Genomic DNA, 17,291 nt, shown 5'->3' with positions numbered 1-17,291 from the left:
GGGTCGATCTGAGGATGGAGTAGAAATCTAGGGAGCGCCTACGCAAAGAATCACTTTATTGGTACCAAGACTGGATAAAACGGCAAAAATAAAATTTGCGCAACGCACCAATTCTAAAAAAAGTTTTGGTGCTTTTTGCGTATTTTATAAATAGAGCGTTCAAATCATTGACAAGCTAAAAACTTATGCATATTATAAGGGGGATCAAACGGATGCCTAATATGAAAATACCGCTATTTCACTGCAATCTTACGCCGATCGTAGCCGAACTTTTAGCGCTAAGATCGGTTGTAAGTAACCATCCAATGGATATCTATTGGGAAGGTGATGGGATGTATTTTTGGGATAATTTTGGTAATGCTCGCTACTGGAAAATGCAAAAAGCCGGTCCAACTCAGATCGTCGAATGTAGTGTGGAATTTGATTACGAAAAAGATCTGCTGGATCTGACAGATCTTGAGCAAGAGCGCGTATTGGCATTTAGTAGTTATTTAGCAGGCTTTTCCGAAACGACACCCGTGGGAATAAAAATCGATTATCTTTGTCAAAAAGCCAAGTTAAAAGTTGTTCGGGGATTTGGTAGATATGACAAGACACCCCAAACAACCGCTTTCCATGACAAATATGGAAATTTGAGTAATCGGATCAAAGTCATTTATTGTATTAAACCAGGGCATAATGAGCTATTACAAAGCGCAAGAATAGCAAGGGAGGAAGATCTATGGTCAAGTCAGTACGTGAGCGTTTAGATGAGCTAGCACGCCGATTAGAAGAAGATTCTGAGTTTCAAAAAGAATTTAGTACAGGATTTGTTCAATATGCTAATCAACGTCATGTTCGTCATGTTTATGGTATGGGACCATTAGTTGTCAGTGAGATCCATACTAATCAAGGACCTGAGAGAACTGACTATCTTGAAAGTGGTGAATGTGGTCAAGGAGTAGTACGGGGGTGGCAACAATGGAAGCTAAAAATGTAGAGTTTCAAAAGTATCAGATCCATAAATTGGTATTTCAGCGCCAAGAAAAGGCCGAGATATTAGTTGCAGATAAGGGAGAAAATCTCGAAGTTAGCAGTATGATCAAAACAACGCCTGATAATAAAAATGCTCGGGTTGAATTGACGACCGTGTATCACGGAAAACGTGAAGAACTTTATTTAGAATTGTGGGGGTATTTTACGCTTACGACCAAACTCGAACGTAATGAGATCACCGATTATTTAGGCTTAAATGGAGTAGCGTTGTTATTGCCATATGCTCGAAGTATCATCTCCATGGTCTCAGTTTTGGATGGTAAAGATGCGCTTTTGATGCCAACAGTCGATGTACTAGGCTTGCTCAAAAGTACCGAGACATTTGAAAATAATCAAAAAACGTAACTTCACGCTAGCTCAGCGAAGTTACGTCAAAAGGAGGTTATTGTAAAATATAGCCGTCAGCGAGTTGGCAGAACTCGTTGACTTGTTCTTCTTCCCAAGCTTGATCTTTACCGAGCTCGGTTGCCATGATGTGAGCTACTTTAGGCGCCATTTCCTTTGCGACCCGAGCATCAAGATACAGGGCGCGGATCCGACGCGCTAACACATCGTCTAGCGTTTGTGCCATCTCTTCGCGCACTGCCCAGACTACTTGGGCTCCGGTAAATTCGTATTTAGGATGAAGTGGTAAGGCAAGTTCAGGCTCTTCTTCTTGTAGGCGTAAGATGGCTGCTTGGTCACTCCCGTAAACATAGCGCCAATCTTTGCGTTCTGCTTCGGTCGTCTGTTTAGCACCATGGATCTTTAACTCACGAGTCACACAATCTTTTGGTGGAAGTTCGGCTACCTTGATCGCTAAATCAACTGTTTCTTCGGCCATTTGACGGTAAGTCGTCCATTTACCACCAGTGATCGTGATCAGCCCCGACTCATTTGAAAAGAGTTTGTGGCTTCGTGAGATCTCTTTAGTCTTATCGCCGTCACCATATTTTGGTGCAGCTAATGGACGTAAGCCAGCATAAGCAGCCAAGACATCAGCCCGAGTTGGTTTGCGTTCAAGGTATTCACCGGATGTCTCGAGGATAAAGTCGATCTCTTCATCCAGTGGTCGTGGCTCTAAAGTGAACTCTTTTAGTGGCGTGTCCGTTGTGCCTAAGATGACTTTATTATGCCATGGCACACAGAACAAGACCCGACCATCAGAAGTTTTCGGGACCATGATCGCATCATTGCCCCCTAAAAATGATCCATCGACGATCAAGTGAACACCTTGCGAAGGGCGTACGGTAGCTTGATGATCTTTGGTATCCATCTCAAGGATCTGGTCAACAAAGATCCCGGTCGCATTGATGACAGCTTTACCACGTAGACTGAACTCTTCGCCGGTAAATTCATCTTTTACGGTGACACCAGCTACTTTAGCGAATTTCTTTTGGACCGAAGTCACTTTGACGTAATTGACCAAAGTTGCCCCGTATTCAGTCGCAGTCTGCATGAGATTGACAGCTAGACGTGAATCGTCGAATTGACCATCATAGTACATCATACCACCGACCAATTTATTATGCTTGATCTGTGGGGTCGCATCGATGACCTTTGCCTTGGAATATATCTTAGAGCGCCCGATATTTAATTTACCAGCTAAGGCATCATAGACTTTCATTCCAATGCTGTAAAATGGCTGTTCCCATAACTTGTAGTTGGCGATGATGAATTTTTGGTTCTTGACCAAATGAGGTGCATTTCGTGCTAAGCGTCCCCGTTCATGTAAGGCTTCTCGTACTAAACGAACATCACCTTGGGCTAAATAGCGGACCCCACCGTGGACGAGTTTGGTCGAACGGCTTGAGGTCGATTTAGCAAAGTCGCTTTGTTCTAATAAGACGGTCTTATAACCACGTGAGGCTACATCGACAGCGACGCCTAAGCCGGTCGCACCCCCACCGATAACGATCACGTCCCAGCCATCAGGATTGTTTTTTAGATATTCAATATTTTTTTGTCGTGAAATAGGCATCAAATCACTCCGATCTAATTGGGTTATTCAAAGTAACGTGTTGCAGTGACTGCTTTTTGCCAACCGCCGTACAATTTATTGCGTCGTTTGTCATCCATTTGGACTTCAAACCGTTTGCCATCTTTGATAACTGCTTTGATCTCATCAAAGTCTTGCCAGTACCCCACGGCTAAACCAGCAAGGAAAGCTGCACCAAGGGCGGTCGTTTCCAAGTCACCGGCGCGTTGAACAGGGGTATTTAAGATGTCTGCTTGGAATTGCATCAAGTAGTCGTTGTTAGCGGCGCCCCCATCGACTTTGAGCACTGGAATATCGATCCCCGTATCTTCTTCCATTGCACCGAGGATATCGCGGACTTGGTAGGCGATGCCTTGTAAAGTTGCTTTGATGAAATCTTTTTCGGTCGTCCCCCGGGTTAAACCAAAGACCGCGCCCCGGGCATCTTGGTCCCAGTAAGGTGCACCTAGTCCAACGAAAGCAGGCACTACGTAAACTTCATCTTCATTTTTGGAAGCAAGTGCGGCAGCTTCTGATTGACTGGCTTTTTCGATGAGTTTTAGACCATCGCGCAACCATTGGATCGATGAACCGGCAACAAAGACCGAGCCTTCAAGCGCATAGTTGATCTCACCGTTGATCCCATAACCGATCGTGGTCAACAGGTTATTTTTAGATAATTGTGGCTTGTTGCCGGTGTTCATCACGATAAATGAGCCAGTGCCATAGGTGTTTTTGACCATGCCAGGTTCAAATGCCATTTGGCCAAAGAGGGCGGCTTGTTGGTCACCAGCCATTCCGGCGATCGGAACTTTAGAACCGAAGAAATGATAAGTTTTAGTCAAGCCGTAGATCTCTGAGTTAGAAACGACTTTAGGTAACATTTCCCGGGGAATATTCAAAATATCCAAGATTTCTTGGTCCCATTCTAAGGTGTTGATATTAAAGAGCATCGTCCGACTGGCATTGGAGTAGTCGGTCACATGAACTTTACCGTCAGTTAATTTATAGACTAACCAGCTATCGATCGTCCCAAAGAGCAATTCGCCTTTTTCAGCGCGCTCTTGAGCTCCGGGAACATGATCGAGGATCCAGCGTATCTTGGTCGCTGAGAAGTAAGAGTCGATGATCAAGCCGGTCTTTTCATGAAAGAGATCTGAGTAGCCTTGTTCTTTCAGCTCATCGGCGATCTGAGCTGATTGACGCGATTGCCAAACGATCGCATGGTAGATCGGTAGACCGGTTTCTTTATCCCAAACGACCGTAGTCTCACGTTGGTTGGTGATCCCGATCCCAGCGATCTGTTCTGGTTTGACCCCTGATTCGATAAAGGCCCCCGCGATCACCGATTGGACGGAATTCCAAATCTCGTGTGCGTCGTGTTCGACCCAACCAGATTCAGGGAAATACTGGGTGAATTCTTTTTGACTGGTTCCAATGTGGTTACCTGCTTTATCGAAGATGATCGCCCGTGAGCTGGTAGTTCCTTGATCGATCGCCATAATATATTTTTCCATGTGGTCATCCCCCCTAATTTGTAGACGTTTTCTTTAATAAGTGTATCGTGCGCAATTAATAAAAATCAATTACTTAGCTTAACCATTGATCCAAACGTGGACAAAGCTTGCCAAGATCCCACCGCAAAGTGGTCCAACGATCGGTACCCAAGCATAGCTCCAGTTAGCATTAGCTTTATGGGGAACGGGTAGGATGCTATAAGCTAAACGTGGCATCAGGTCACGGGCTGGATTCAAGGCAAAGCCAGTCGTTCCACCTAGACTTTGACCAACGACCATGATCAAAAGACCAACGATCAGCGGTTTGAGTCCAGTGGTGAAATTTCCCAGGTTAAGCAAGATCAAGATAAAGAAGAAAGTTGCGATGCATTCGTTCAAGACGTTAAAGAATGGTCGATCGATCGCAGGACCGGTGGCAAAGATGCCGACTGAGTTACCATCTTTGTTTGGGGTAGCTTGGAATTGAGGATAATAGTATAAAATAACGAGTGCTGCGCCGGCAAAGGCCCCGAGACCTTGACCTAAAAGATAAGGTAAGACCTCATTCCAAGAAAAGAGACCAGCACTAGCAAAACCTAGTGTTACAGCGGGATTTAAGTGTCCTTGCGAGCCCATTTGACCAGCGGCATAGACGCCAAAGGTCACCGCCATGCCCCAAGCAAGCGTGATAAACATCCAGTTTTGGCCCCGAGCATAATTATCTTTTAAATTAACACCGGCACCACAGCCGACCCCTAAGAGGATCAAGATCATGGTTCCGAAAAATTCACCTAAAAAGCCTGACATATTATCCATCTCCTTTTATTTGTAATAGTTCTAGTTGTTTTTCGATCTCGGGCAAGTCAACCCCAGCTTGGAGTAGGGAAGCTGCAACATAAGCCCCTTCGATCAAAGCTGTATCGTACAAGTGGACTGGCTTTGTGCTAAATTCGCCTGCCATTTCGAGATTCATCTTAGCACTACCAAGATCATAAAAGGCTAAGATCTCACTAGCTGAATTGTCTTCTAAAGCTGTGGTGATCTTATCAAGACTAGTACCGATCTCATGGTCATCGGTACCGCCAGCAAAAGTGATCGCAATATCGGGTGCAACTTGTTGGAGCAACTTAGGTACACCTTGGGCGATCTGTTCAACGTGTGAGACGATCAAGATCCCATAACTCATTTAAGCTCGCCCTCCGTTTCTAATAGTGCTTCAAAAAGGTAACCACTTGAAACTGCTCCGGGATCGAGGTGGCCCACTGAGCGTTCTCCTAAATAAGAAGCTCGCCCGCGTTTAGCAACGAGTTCTTTAGTTGCTTCGACTGCTTGAGCGATCTTTTCAGATGTCAGTTGCCCAGCTGCGTGTTCGGGCACAACGACTTCCCAAACATCGACCATTGTTTTGTCACCAAGCTCAGCCCCACCACGTTGCTTGATGCCTAAGACCGCAGCTTCCAAGAGTTCACTGAGTTCAGCCGTTGTATTGCTCTTTTTGGCCATTTCTAAAAAGGCAGTTCCATACAAAGGTCCAGCAGCCCCACCAACTTTACTGATCAAAGACATTGCGACTAATTTGAGCCCAGTGGTCAGATCGGCTGGATTTTTGGTCGCAAGTGCTTCAGTCACCGCACGCATGCCTCGAGCCATATTATTGCCGTGGTCGCCATCGCCGATCGGGGTATCTAAGTCGCTGAGATAAGCTTTCTTAGCGGCGATCTTAGCTTCAAAATCATTCATCCAGGTAGTCAAAGTTTCAACTGTTAGTTCCATATCAAATTCCTCCTTACCAAGCGATCGTATCGACTTGATAGTTTAAATATTCGAGCCATTTTTCATCGGCCAATTCGAGGACGGTCAATGAGATCCCTGCCATTTCGAGCGAAGTCATATAGTTGCCAACTTTGCTGAAAACAGGGGTGATATCTTTTGCTTTGAGCCAGTTAAAGACATCATTGCTGAAAATGTATTGTTCCATCAAAGGTGTTGCGCCCATACCGTTGATGAGCACAGCGTATTTTTTAGTAGCGTCAAACTGTAGAGCTTCGTCGAGTTTTGTGAGCATTTCTGCGACTAGCTCTTTAGAAGGTTGGAGTTTTTCACGGCGATAACCAGGTTCACTGTGGATACCGACTCCATATTCGATCTCGTCATCGGCTAATTCAAAGCCTGGTTTGCCAACTTCAGGAACAGTTGCGGCACTCAAAGCCACCCCTAAAGTCTTGAGATGTGGCATGACTTCTTTAGCGAGGGCTTCGATCTCAGCTAGGTTCGCTCCTTGATCAGCAGCCGCTCCTAAGATCTTATGCATCAAAACTGTCCCTGCGACACCGCGTTTGCCTTGGGTGTAAAGACTATTTTCGACTGCGATATCATCATCGACAACGATCGAGCTGACTTTGATGTCGTCTAATTCGGCCATGTCTTTTGCCATCTCAAAATTCATCACATCACCCGAGTAGTTTTTGATGATCAAAAAGACACCAGCACCAGTATCACTTGCTTTGATCGCTTCATAGATCTGATCAGGTGTCGGTGAGGTGAAGACTTGGCCACAGACAGCGGCACTCAACATACCGTCACCAACAAAACCAGCATGAGCCGGCTCATGGCCACTACCGCCTCCACTGACGAGCCCAACTTTTCCCTGCATGGAAGCACGATCGGCCCGTACAACAGCTGTCGTTTCTGGCAGTTGCGTTAGGTAGGTCGGATAAGCTGAGACTAGGCCGGCGACCATCTCAGATACGACATTGCTTGGATCATTCATGATCTTTTTCATGTTATCATCCATCCTTTCTTTTATTGACAACTCTATTATATAATGTAAGCGTAAACATCGTAACGGACAGATTTTACGTTGTGTCCGACAAAGGTTTTGGGGATGCGCTAGAATTAAGGGGTGAGGTGATGAGATGGAATTACTGAATTCAAAGGGGCAGATCATAGATGACCTTAGACGTGGGGTACAGCTCGTTGCGCCTGATCTAAAACTTGTTTCCCAGACGACAGGTTTTATCGCTAAGAGCTTTGCCGATAAGACAGTTCCCGTGATCGCTTTAGGTGGGGCTGGGCATGAGCCGGCTGATTGGGGCTATGTAGGTGAGGGAATGCTGTGTGCTTCAGTCACAGGGATGCTGTTTAGCCCGCCAAGTGTAGCGGAGATCATTCGTGTAACTAAACAAGTGACTAAGCAAAAACAAGCCTTCTTTATTGTCAAAAATTTTCCAGCTGATGTAGAAAATTTCACTCAAGCTAGTGTGTGTTTGCAAAAAGAAGGCTGGCAAGTGGCTAGTTGTGTTGTTAATGATGATATTTCAGTTGATAGTGAGTTATTAGAAAAAGAACGCCGTGGGTTAGCCGGGGCTGTTTTAGTTGCTAAGATCTTGGGCTATTTGGCGCAACAAGGGGCGAATTTATCCCAGTTAAAGCAAACCTCAGAGCAGCTCGTGGCTAATTTGACGACACTGGGGGTCGCTTTTTATGGGTCCGAATTTCGGGTGACTTTGAGAAAGGAATTTTCCCTAAAAAAAGATGAGATTTATTATGGTGTCGGGATCCATGGAGAACCCGGGTATCGCAAGGAACGACTGCGCGCTTCAGAATTGATCGCGCGTGAATTGGTCAATAAGTTGCTGTTGAATCAGCGCTGGTATCCGCAAGAGCGCTATGCTGTTTTGATCAATGGACTAGGAAAGCTGACCGAGCTTGAAAAATTGATCTTTACCGCTGATGTGGTCGAATTGTTGCAAGTAGAAGGAATAGACTTACCCTTTATCAAGGTGGGCGATCTCTTTACTGCCAACGGGCTCGCGGGAGTTTCAGTCACATTGTTGAAATTACACGAGCCTTGGCTAGAAGCGCTTGAAGCCCCCGTCAAGACATACGCGTGGCATCAATAGTTACCAAAAGCAAATTCGATCGCATTACAAACTTTTTGGGCGAGTTCATCGTATTCTTTTGGTTCAGGCAAAAAGAGATTATTGGTCATCGTGTAGGTCAGACCTAGACAATAAGTCTCCACAAAATCATAGGCTTGACGATTTTTGATCAGGCCTTTTTTGCGTAGGATGTGTAATAAGAGGATCTGGATATGCCACGCGATCTCCCGGACGACATCGACTTCGACCTGATTTTTAAGGACGCTTTTGTAAAATTTGGCATTTTCTTGTAGCTCAAAAAAGACTAGCGAAATGATCTCTTGCCACGGGAGATAATCGAGATTACTATCGATGATATCTTCCATTGTTGCTTGGATAGTCCAAGATAATAGGTCGTATTTATCGTCAAAGTTATCGTAAAATGACTGGCGCCGGATCTGGGCTTGGTGCATGATCTGTGCCACACTGACATGTTTGAAGCCCTTTTGCATGACATCTTGTCTAAATATTTGCGAAATCTTTTTTTGAGTGATATATGACATGATAAGCCCTTTCATTTTGAATATCTAAACTAATTGTAACGTTTGCCTTTAAAGTTGTCACACGATAGCTCTGCGCGCCAGCAACTAAGCTTTATGTCAACACTGGGATCGGAATGACACGGATCTCGGCTAGGTTTGGGGTCATTCCTGAAATAACTGTATTTTATTGTTATGTATAAGTATTTAGCATTCAGTTGAGAGTTAGCTGGATGCATTTTTATAAATATAGTGATAAAAATCACAAGAGTAAGCGCTAACACGAAGGCGAATGTTGTGCTAAACTAAAGCTGTTAAAACGTTATAACAGTAAGGTTATTTGTTTGACCACGTATTTTTTCAGCAGCGATAAAACGGTGATCGTGATCGATCTTTTGCTCATGGGGACTTTGATCTATGCACCTTTAACGCTGGTCGGGTTGATGGTCAATGAAGTCGTACCGAAGTTTGCTGTAGGCTCTTCGACGGGTTTTATGGGCTTTTTCTAATATATTTTTGGCGAAACGCTTGCCACTGCTTTGATCGGGATCTTGGTCGCAAAATACGGTTGGATCGCTAGCAACACGGTCTTATATGTTGCCGCTGGCCTAGCTGTGTTATTATTGGTGTATATCATGATCCATGACAAAAACTCGAAAAGGGCGAAGCATAATGAAACTATTTAGACAGATCATCGTTGTTAGCATTTGTATCTGGGGCTTGCTCAGTTTTAGTGAGCCAGTCCATGCAAGTGGCTCTAAGACTGAGACGGTGACCTATAAGATCCGCTATCAAGGTAAAACTTATTCTAAAAAGGCTTTAGTCTATGTACCAGCTAATTATGATAAACAAAAGCAGTACGATGTGTTGTATTTCTTGCATGGTTCGGGGGATTCAGCAACTGGTTTTTATGAAAACAGTCACTACAAGCAGGTGTTAGATAAATTAGCTAAGCAAGGTAAGTTGCAGAATACTTTGGTCGTCTTTCCGACATTTTATCCAAGCCAAGCTTTTGTCACGGGTGATTATCAAAAAGATGATAAATTGAGTCGCTTTTTTGCGCGAACTGAGCTGATGGGGGCCTTAATACCTAAAGTTGAAGCTAAATATAGCACATATGCTAAAAGTACTACCAAAAAAGAACTCCAGCAAACACGGGCACACCGGGCGATCGGTGGCTTTTCGATGGGTGCGATCACGAGTTGGTATGTTTTTGAAGAACAACTGCCATACTTTAAGACATTTGTTACCCTAGGCGGGGATAGTTGGGTCATCCAAGAAGATGGTGGTGGTACAGCAACCAAGCAGACCGCCAAAAAATTGGCCCAAACACCTAAGAAATACCCGGATCTAGATTTTAAGATCTTAGCCGGAGCGGGCAGTCGTGATCCCGCAGCTGAGCTTTTGCAAAAGCAGATCAGGGAAATGAAAAAGTATCGCGGTTTTAATGATACAGACCTTAAATACTATGAGTTACCGGGAGCACATCATACGTTAGAAGCAACGGTCACGCTGTTTGAGCATTATGCAAAACAGATATTTTAGGTGAACACTATGAAAGATAACTTTGACCAACGCATCAAAGCTCGGCAAGCATTAGTTCTGGTGGGAACTTTGGTCGTTGTCGGTGTGATACTGAGTTTAATAATGTAAGTAAAAACGATCGGATCAGTTTTTGATTCGATCGTTTTCTAGTTTATTCTTGTTTACGTTTGTTTAAGATAGCTCTGACCACTTTTTCGCGTGCAGTCATAGTTTCTTTTGCGTGGAGTTTCTCGTATTCATAGACTAAAACATCACCGATCAAAAGTTGTGATAGGCGCCCGACTAAGGAACCGCCATTCAAAAAATCATCAACTGCTGTCTGTAAAACTAAATCAGCCTGTGTTGCGATCGGGGAAGCAGGATAAGTCGTGATCGCGATGACCTTAGCCTGATTGTTTTTAGCGAGCTTAAGTGGCTCCAGTGTATCTTTAGTTCGCCCAGTCAGAGAAAATGCAATGATCAGATCAGACGAGTTTGTGACTGCAGCTAATTGGGCTTGGTAGTGAGGATCTGTCACGGCTTGGGCGCGGACACCGACCCGCAAAAGCATACTTTCTAAGGCATTACTGGAGAGCGCACTGCCTCCAACACCAAAAATATAGATCCGTTGCGCTTGATCTAACAAGGAGATAGCTTCTGTCAGCACATCTTTGTTTAGTTTATTTAAAGTAGTGCTGATCGTTTTAGTCAAAGCCGTTTCGATGCTTGCGTATGGAGAATGTGCTGTCTGGTGCACGTTGCTTGAATAATCTTCTTTGGCGACTTCGACTTTTAGATCAGAGAAACCATCGTAGCCTAATTTATGACAGAGTCGAACGATCGTGGCATCGCCAACATTGGTTTTTTGTTTGATATCATTCATTGTTTCATAGATGATATCAGTCCCAGCCCATAAAAAATGATCGGCAACTTTTTTTTCGGCTGGTGTTAGAGAAAAATAATTTTGGTGGATCTTTTCGCTTAATCTCATGTGAATGACCTCTTTCTATATCTATAACTATACACTTTTTCGGAGTGATTCTCCATATTTCTCCGAAAATGGATAAAAACGTTTACAAAAACCAACGGAGGTGTTATATTGTGGTTGGAGATATTCTCCCAAAAATATAAAAATGGAGTGAGGGGTATGGAAAAAGATGAATTTCTACGTGAGATCAAAGGTGGCTTGATCGTGTCATGTCAAGCTTTGCCGGGAGAACCACTGTATACGCCAAAGGGTGGAGTAATGCCACTATTGGCGCTGGCAGCTGAGCAAGCTGGAGCAGTCGGGATCAGAGCTAATTCAGTTCGAGATATTTTGGAGATCAAGGAAGTTGTTGATCTACCCATAATTGGAATTATTAAACGAGACTATCCGCCGAATGAACCATATATTACGGCAACGATGAAAGAGGTTGACGAATTGGTCGAGACAGGTGTTGAAGTCATTGCATTAGATTGTACTTTACGCGAGCGGTTTGATGGCTTGACGATCAATGAGTTTATTCAGCAAGTTAAGCAAAAGTATCCACAGCAATTATTGATGGCCGATATTTCTACTTTGGAAGAAGGAATAAATGCAGCTAAGGCGGGAGTTGATTTTATCGGGACGACTTTAGCTGGTTACACATCAGAAAGTGTCAGTGTTGATGGCCCTAATTATCAGTTGATCAAAGGATTGGTCGAAGCCGGTCTAGATGTGATCGCAGAAGGTAAGATCCATACACCAGCGCAAGCAAAAAAAGTTCAAGAATTAGGGGTCGCAGGCATCGTTGTCGGAGGTGCGATCACTCGACCAAAAGAAATAGCGACCCGTTTTATCGATGAATTAAGGGGGTAATAAATATGTTTAAGAAATTTTCCCGCCTAGGACAGGCGTTTATGTTACCGATCTCTATTTTTCCAGTCGCAGGTCTTTTGCTAGGCCTAGGTGGAGCCTTGAGTAATGAAAGTGCGGTCAAAACTTATCCATTTTTAGACCAAGCTTGGCTCCAAACGATCTTAAAAGTTATGAGTTTTGCTGGCAATGCCGTCTTTGCTAACTTGGCGTTGATCTTTACGATCGGGATCGCAGTTGGTTTGGCGACCGCTGATAAAGGGACCGCTGGTTTAGCAGGTGGGGTCTCATTTCTAGTTTATACGGCAACGATCAGTGGCTTACTGGAATTATTTTCACCCAAAGGCACAACGATCGATACAGGCGTTGTCGGTGCGATCGTGATCGGTTGTACTGTCGCTTATTTGCATAATCATTATCGTAAAATACAGTTACCGCAATTTTTAGGCTTCTTTGGGGGCTCGCGTTTTATTCCGATAATTTCAGCTTTAGCTGCGATCGTGATCGGTGCCCTTTTCTATCTGATCTGGCCTCCGATCCAAGATTGGCTAAGATCAGCTGGTAAAAGTATTGCTCATATGGGAGCTTTTGGGACTTTCTTATATGGTTTCTTATTGCGCTTGACCGGAGCAGTTGGGCTACACCACACGATCTATCCGCTTTTCTGGTACACCTCATTAGGTGGGACCGAAGTTGTCGCCGGGCATACGATCTCAGGGGGCACAAAATATCTTTTTTGCACAGCTAGCTGATCCTAACCATACCGGGTTATTCACTTACGGTACTCGTTTCTTTGCCGGTCGGTTTGCAACGATGATGTTTGGTCTGCCAGCCGCAGCTTATGCGATGTATCGCTGCTTACCAAAGAGAAATCGCCAAAAAGATGGTGGTTTGTATCTCAGCGGTGGCTTGACTTCATTTTTGACTGGGATCACGGAACCTATCGAATATACTTTCTTATTTGTCGCACCTTGGTTATATGTGATCCATGCATTTTTAGATGGGTTATCATTCTTGTTCGCTGATCTATTGAACATTCGGATCGGAAATTCCTTCTCCGGTGGGTTCATTGACTTCCTATTGTTTGGGATCTTACAAGGTGAAGATAAGACTAATTGGATGCGCGTTATCCTCTTTGGCGCCGTTTGGGCAGTCGTTTATTATCTTGTCTTTACTTTCTGTATCAAGAAATTAAAAGTTGCGATCCCAGGGATGGAAATCGAAGAAGATGTGCCAGTGCAAACTGAGGCTACAGATAGCTCTTTGAATGCTGAAGCTAAAACTGTGATCAAGGCCTTAGGTGGGGCTGAAAATATCGAAACGGTCGAAGCTTGTGCGACGCGCTTGCGGGTAGCTGTTGTTGATAAGAGTAAAGTTGATAAGAAAACGCTCAAGAGTTTAGGTGCCGTAGCTGTGCTTGAAGTAGGTGGCGGTATCCAAGCTGTTTTTGGCGGGAAAGCAAATCTCTTTAGCCAAGAGATCAACCAAATTTTAGGAAAAGGTGATTAAATATGTTTGGACTAAAAAAGAAGAAATTGGATCTAAGCTCACCAGTCGACGGTAAACTGATCAAATTAGCCCAGGTGCCTGATGAAGTTTTTTCACAGGGGTTAATGGGTCAAGGTTTTGCGATCGAACCAACAGCTGATATGATCTATGCACCGGTTGCTGGTAAGATCGCCAATATTTTTCCAACTAAGCATGCAATTAGGATAAAAACTAAACAAGGTCCAGAACTGTTATTGCACTTAGGCTTAGATACGGTCGAACTGAACGGGACACCGTTTGAGCTCTTAGTTACAGAAGGCCAAAATGTCGATCCACAGACACGATTATGCAAAATGGATCGCCAACAGATCATCACGGCAGGTAAAGCTACTGCAGTTTTAGTATTGGTAACTTCGGGTGAAACAGTGACATTGCTTGAACAAGAGCGTGAGCAACATGGCCAAGTTTGCGCTACGATAAAACTTGATTAAAAGTATCAAAACATATTGCTTGCATTTGGTAACGCTTAGAACTATAATTGGACTATACCAATACGGAAGGAAGAATGGACCATGGAAATTATTGTAGTTAAAGACAAATTTGAAGGTGGCAAAAAAGCAGCAGAAATTTTTAAACAAGAACATGATAGCGGTGCCAAAGTTTTTGGCTTAGCGACTGGTGGGACCCCAGAAACAACTTATGAACAAATAGTTGCAAGCGACCTTGACTTTAGCGATGATGTTTCAGTCAACTTGGATGAGTATGTAGGCTTAGCTCCTGATGATGAACAAAGCTATCACTACTACATGCAACATCATCTCTTTGACAAAAAGCCATTCAAGAAGTCCTACTTGCCAGATGGCACGAACCTCGATGACAATGCCGAGACTAAGCGTTACAGCCAAGTGATCGCAGACAATCCGATCGATCTCCAACTTCTCGGGATCGGTGAAAATGGACATATTGGTTTCAATGAACCAGGAAGTGCCTTTGATTCAACGACTTCTAAGATCCATTTGACCGATTCAACGATCAAAGCTAATTCACGTTACTTCGACAACTACGAAGATGTGCCTAAATATGCTTACTCAATGGGTATCGGCGAGATCATGCGCTCAAAGAAGATCTTGCTGGAAGCATTTGGCAAAAACAAAGCCGAAGCGATCAAAGCGATGGTCGAAGGTGAAGTAACGACCGCTGTTCCTGCAAGTATTTTGCAAAAGCATCCAAATGTGACGGTGATCGTAGATGAAGATGCTGCTTCATTGTTAAATTTAGACTAGAGCAGTATCACGGTACTAACAGAGAACAGTTTTTAGAGCTACTGTTATTGGGCGATGAAGATGAGACTAAAGTGCAAGCGTATTTGCAGACAGGTGAGCTATATTTAGCCAAGAAATTTGGCCAAACAGTGGGTGTGGCTTTGATCGTGCCGACGAAAGAACCGACCGTCTTTGAATTGAAAAATCTAGCGGTCTTGCCTGAATTTCAACGCCAAAAGATCGCCACAAAGCTTGTCGAATATGCGATCTTAGCCCAAAGCACGCAGGTCAAACGGTTGATCGTTGGGACTGGTGATGCTGATTTGAATAACATGCGGTTTTATCTGCGCAATGGTTTCCGCTTTTTACGCATCGAACCTGATTTCTTTTTGAGCTACCCGCAGCCGATCTATGCTGATGGGATCTCTTTGAAGGATATGGTTTATTTTTACCGCGATCTAAGCTGATCATGATGTAGGAGTCATGATCGGCTTTTTTTATGATTTAAAAGAAAATTTTTTAATTATAGTATATAATGTCTATTGTGTGGCCATAATTTTGGCTAAATATTGAGTTTAAATTGAAAAGCGAGAATCGAAATGAAAAACAAACTATTATCCGGAACTTTCTGGATGATGCTTGGGAGTATCCTTTCACGGGTCTTAGGGATCATTTATCTTATCCCGTGGCTGATGATGATCGGTTCACCTAGTGATCAAAATGCTGCCCAAGCTATTTTTAATGCAGCTTATACACCGTATGCTCTTTTTCTATCGCTCGGAGTAGCTGGCTTTCCGACTGCGATCGCCCGCCAAGTTGCTGAGTATAATGGGCAAAATCGCTTTAAAGATAGTGTCCATGTTTTTAAATACGGGATGTTGTTTATGCTCTTTACGGGTTCGTTGTGTGGGCTATTGCTCTATATTTTTGCTCCAATGATCGCGCAAAGAAGTGCGGTCGTTTCGACTGAGGTGGCGACAACAGCGATCCGGGTGATGGTGCCGACTTTGATCATCTTGCCACCGATGAGTATGATCCGGGGCTTTTATCAAGGTAATTCCGATATGCAACCGATGGGCGTTTCTCAATTATGGGAACAATTGACCCGGGTGCTCTTTATTTTGGGGGCGACTTATTGGATCATGCTCGTCCAACATGGAAGTTACATCAAAGCGGTCAATTACAGTACGTTTGCGACCTTTATCGGGGCTTTGGCAAGTTACATATATCTGATCGCCTACTCGAGAAAGCGCATGGGGCATTACCGCGAGCTTTACCATGAAAGTGTTCCTGCTCATGATATGCATGTCTTTACGATCTTTAAAAATATTTTCAAAGAAGCTTTACCATTTATCTTTGTTGGTTCCGCGATCACGATCTATCAATTTATCGATCAGCTGACCTTTAAAGATATCATGGTCGATCTGACGGGATTGGATGCATTACAAGCCCAAGATCTGTACACGTATTTTTCAGCCAATCCAAGTAAGATCACGACGGTTGTTATCTCGTTAACGATCGCGATCTCTGAATCTTCCTTGCCGTTGTTAGCAACATTGGCCAAGCGTAATGAAAAGCATCAGATCGGTAAAACGATCGCACAAAACATCGAATTGATGCTACTGACACTTTTGCCAAGTTCGCTATTATTAGCGGTGTTGTCTTGGGAAGTAAACGGGGTCTTTTTCCCGTTTAGTCGTTTGGGAGCTAACTTATTAGCATATGCCCTAGTTACAAGTATCGCACTGGCACTGTTTACGGACTTCTTTACGATCGTTCAATCACTTGGTAAACATCGCCTAGCTGTGCGTTATTTGACCTTAGGGATCATTTTAAAATTAGCCTTACAAGTTCCGTTCACCTATCTTTGGGGAGCGTACGGTGCTTTAAGTGCGACGACAGTATCGTTTTTACTGATCTCCTTAGGGGTGTATGGCCAGATCAAGAAGCATTATCTGGTAAGAGGTCAGATGAGAAATGTGAAGTTGATCATTGTGATCAATTTATTGGTAGCTTTAGCGGCTTATCTGACAAACGAATTGGTCAGTCTAGTCTATCTACCACAAAATAAATTGACGGCCTTCTTGTATGCAGCGGTCTTTGGCGGAGCCTTTGTGCTATTGTATATCGCCTTGTTGAACAAGAGTGGCATTTTCAAAGAAGTCTTTGGTTTTAAAGTTAAATTAGCCGTCAAGGGCAAACATTAGTCGGGTGCGTGAGTTGTGCCGTATAAATAACGAGGGTTCTATCAAGATGTGATCGTGATAGAGCTCTCGTTATTTCTATTTCTACG

General features: G+C 43.8%; 18 protein-coding genes and 3 pseudogenes. 13 read left to right on the top strand and 8 right to left on the bottom strand.

Annotation, left to right across the window (positions count from 1 at the left end; translation table 11 throughout):
* Positions 1–212: 212 nt before the first annotated feature.
* From ABT996_RS06940 to ABT996_RS06930, 3 genes are read left to right on the top strand one after another with little or no spacing between them, the layout of a single operon-like run.
* A complete protein-coding gene (locus tag ABT996_RS06940; protein WP_052006368.1) occupies positions 213–749 on the top strand; it encodes a hypothetical protein in 537 nt (178 codons plus the stop codon).
* Entirely contained in the window at positions 722–979 is a 258-nt protein-coding gene (locus ABT996_RS06935) for a hypothetical protein (RefSeq protein WP_035448603.1), read from the top strand. Before ABT996_RS06940 ends, ABT996_RS06935 begins: the two co-directional genes overlap by 28 nt.
* Positions 961–1,380, top strand: a complete 420-nt coding sequence (locus ABT996_RS06930) for a protein-export chaperone SecB (protein WP_052006367.1) — start codon at positions 961–963, stop codon at positions 1,378–1,380. The genes ABT996_RS06935 and ABT996_RS06930 overlap by 19 nt, the downstream gene beginning before the upstream one ends.
* Before the next feature lie 37 nt (positions 1,381–1,417).
* Here the strand turns inward: ABT996_RS06930 and ABT996_RS06925 are convergent, their stop codons facing one another.
* The 6 genes from ABT996_RS06925 to dhaK form a co-directional block, all read right to left on the bottom strand.
* Positions 1,418–2,995: a glycerol-3-phosphate dehydrogenase/oxidase gene (locus ABT996_RS06925; protein ID WP_035448602.1), complete on the bottom strand. Its 1,578-nt coding sequence runs from the start codon at positions 2,993–2,995 to the stop codon at positions 1,418–1,420.
* 23 nt (positions 2,996–3,018) lie between these two features.
* The gene (glpK, locus tag ABT996_RS06920; protein ID WP_035448601.1) at positions 3,019–4,509 is read right to left on the bottom strand and encodes a glycerol kinase GlpK; all 1,491 of its coding nucleotides are present in this window, start codon (positions 4,507–4,509) and stop codon (positions 3,019–3,021) included.
* A 78-nt stretch (positions 4,510–4,587) separates the two neighbouring features.
* Positions 4,588–5,295 carry an MIP/aquaporin family protein gene (locus ABT996_RS06915; RefSeq protein ID WP_035448600.1) on the bottom strand — a complete coding sequence of 236 codons (708 nt, stop codon included), beginning with the start codon at positions 5,293–5,295 and terminating at the stop codon, positions 4,588–4,590.
* 1 nt (position 5,296) lies between these two features.
* A complete protein-coding gene (dhaM, locus tag ABT996_RS06910) occupies positions 5,297–5,674 on the bottom strand; it encodes a dihydroxyacetone kinase phosphoryl donor subunit DhaM (protein ID WP_035448599.1) in 378 nt (125 codons plus the stop codon).
* Positions 5,671–6,261, bottom strand: a complete 591-nt coding sequence (gene dhaL / locus ABT996_RS06905; RefSeq protein ID WP_035448598.1) for a dihydroxyacetone kinase subunit DhaL — start codon at positions 6,259–6,261, stop codon at positions 5,671–5,673. Before dhaL ends, dhaM begins: the two co-directional genes overlap by 4 nt.
* Before the next feature lie 13 nt (positions 6,262–6,274).
* A complete protein-coding gene (gene dhaK, locus ABT996_RS06900) occupies positions 6,275–7,270 on the bottom strand; it encodes a dihydroxyacetone kinase subunit DhaK (protein WP_035448596.1) in 996 nt (331 codons plus the stop codon).
* Between the two features lie 133 nt (positions 7,271–7,403).
* Here dhaK and ABT996_RS06895 point away from each other — a divergent pair, with 133 nt between their 5' ends.
* A complete protein-coding gene (locus tag ABT996_RS06895; RefSeq protein WP_035448594.1) occupies positions 7,404–8,390 on the top strand; it encodes a dihydroxyacetone kinase subunit DhaK in 987 nt (328 codons plus the stop codon).
* On the opposite strand, the gene dhaS is transcribed toward ABT996_RS06895, so the two are convergent.
* Entirely contained in the window at positions 8,384–8,911 is a 528-nt protein-coding gene (dhaS, locus tag ABT996_RS06890; RefSeq protein WP_005917826.1) for a dihydroxyacetone kinase transcriptional activator DhaS, read from the bottom strand. The genes ABT996_RS06895 and dhaS overlap by 7 nt on opposite strands.
* Positions 8,912–8,994: 83 nt before the next feature.
* Between dhaS and ABT996_RS06885 the strand changes: the two are divergent.
* From ABT996_RS06885 to ABT996_RS06875, 3 genes and pseudogenes are all read left to right on the top strand, one after another.
* Positions 8,995–9,090, top strand: a pseudogene (locus tag ABT996_RS06885) (metallophosphoesterase); the annotation flags it as partial.
* Positions 9,091–9,225: 135 nt separating this feature from the next.
* Positions 9,226–9,573, top strand: a pseudogene (locus ABT996_RS06880) (MFS transporter); the annotation flags it as partial.
* The gene (locus ABT996_RS06875; RefSeq protein ID WP_010688296.1) at positions 9,560–10,432 is read left to right on the top strand and encodes an alpha/beta hydrolase; all 873 of its coding nucleotides are present in this window, start codon (positions 9,560–9,562) and stop codon (positions 10,430–10,432) included. The pseudogene ABT996_RS06880 and the gene ABT996_RS06875, both read left to right, overlap by 14 nt.
* Before the next feature lie 151 nt (positions 10,433–10,583).
* Here the strand turns inward: ABT996_RS06875 and ABT996_RS06870 are convergent, their stop codons facing one another.
* Complete coding sequence (locus tag ABT996_RS06870) at positions 10,584–11,402, bottom strand: MurR/RpiR family transcriptional regulator (RefSeq protein WP_035448592.1); 819 nt, start codon at positions 11,400–11,402, stop codon at positions 10,584–10,586.
* A gap of 156 nt (positions 11,403–11,558) precedes the next feature.
* Here ABT996_RS06870 and ABT996_RS06865 point away from each other — a divergent pair, with 156 nt between their 5' ends.
* The 6 genes and pseudogenes from ABT996_RS06865 (at position 11,559) to ABT996_RS06840 (ending at position 17,205) form a co-directional block, all read left to right on the top strand.
* Positions 11,559–12,251 carry an N-acetylmannosamine-6-phosphate 2-epimerase gene (locus tag ABT996_RS06865; RefSeq protein WP_035448590.1) on the top strand — a complete coding sequence of 231 codons (693 nt, stop codon included), beginning with the start codon at positions 11,559–11,561 and terminating at the stop codon, positions 12,249–12,251.
* A 5-nt stretch (positions 12,252–12,256) separates the two neighbouring features.
* A pseudogene (locus ABT996_RS06860) lies at positions 12,257–13,757 on the top strand (PTS transporter subunit EIIC).
* Between the two features lie 2 nt (positions 13,758–13,759).
* Positions 13,760–14,227 (top strand): PTS sugar transporter subunit IIA, encoded by a 468-nt coding sequence (locus ABT996_RS06855; RefSeq protein WP_035448588.1) that lies wholly within the window; start codon positions 13,760–13,762, stop codon positions 14,225–14,227.
* An 81-nt stretch (positions 14,228–14,308) separates the two neighbouring features.
* Positions 14,309–15,019 (top strand): glucosamine-6-phosphate deaminase, encoded by a 711-nt coding sequence (locus tag ABT996_RS06850; protein ID WP_035448586.1) that lies wholly within the window; start codon positions 14,309–14,311, stop codon positions 15,017–15,019.
* 47 nt (positions 15,020–15,066) lie between these two features.
* A complete protein-coding gene (locus tag ABT996_RS06845; protein ID WP_225361418.1) occupies positions 15,067–15,465 on the top strand; it encodes a GNAT family N-acetyltransferase in 399 nt (132 codons plus the stop codon).
* Positions 15,466–15,597: 132 nt separating this feature from the next.
* Positions 15,598–17,205, top strand: a complete 1,608-nt coding sequence (locus tag ABT996_RS06840; protein WP_035448583.1) for a putative polysaccharide biosynthesis protein — start codon at positions 15,598–15,600, stop codon at positions 17,203–17,205.
* Positions 17,206–17,291: the final 86 nt, after the last annotated feature.

The sequence above is a fragment of the Ligilactobacillus sp. RTP31139st1_D10_RTP31139_211217 genome, assembly GCF_040226755.1.
GTDB classification, from domain to species: domain Bacteria; phylum Bacillota; class Bacilli; order Lactobacillales; family Lactobacillaceae; genus Ligilactobacillus; species Ligilactobacillus animalis.
The sequence above is the reverse complement of the archived record's forward strand: the minus strand, read 5'-3'. Positions and strand labels throughout refer to the sequence as shown.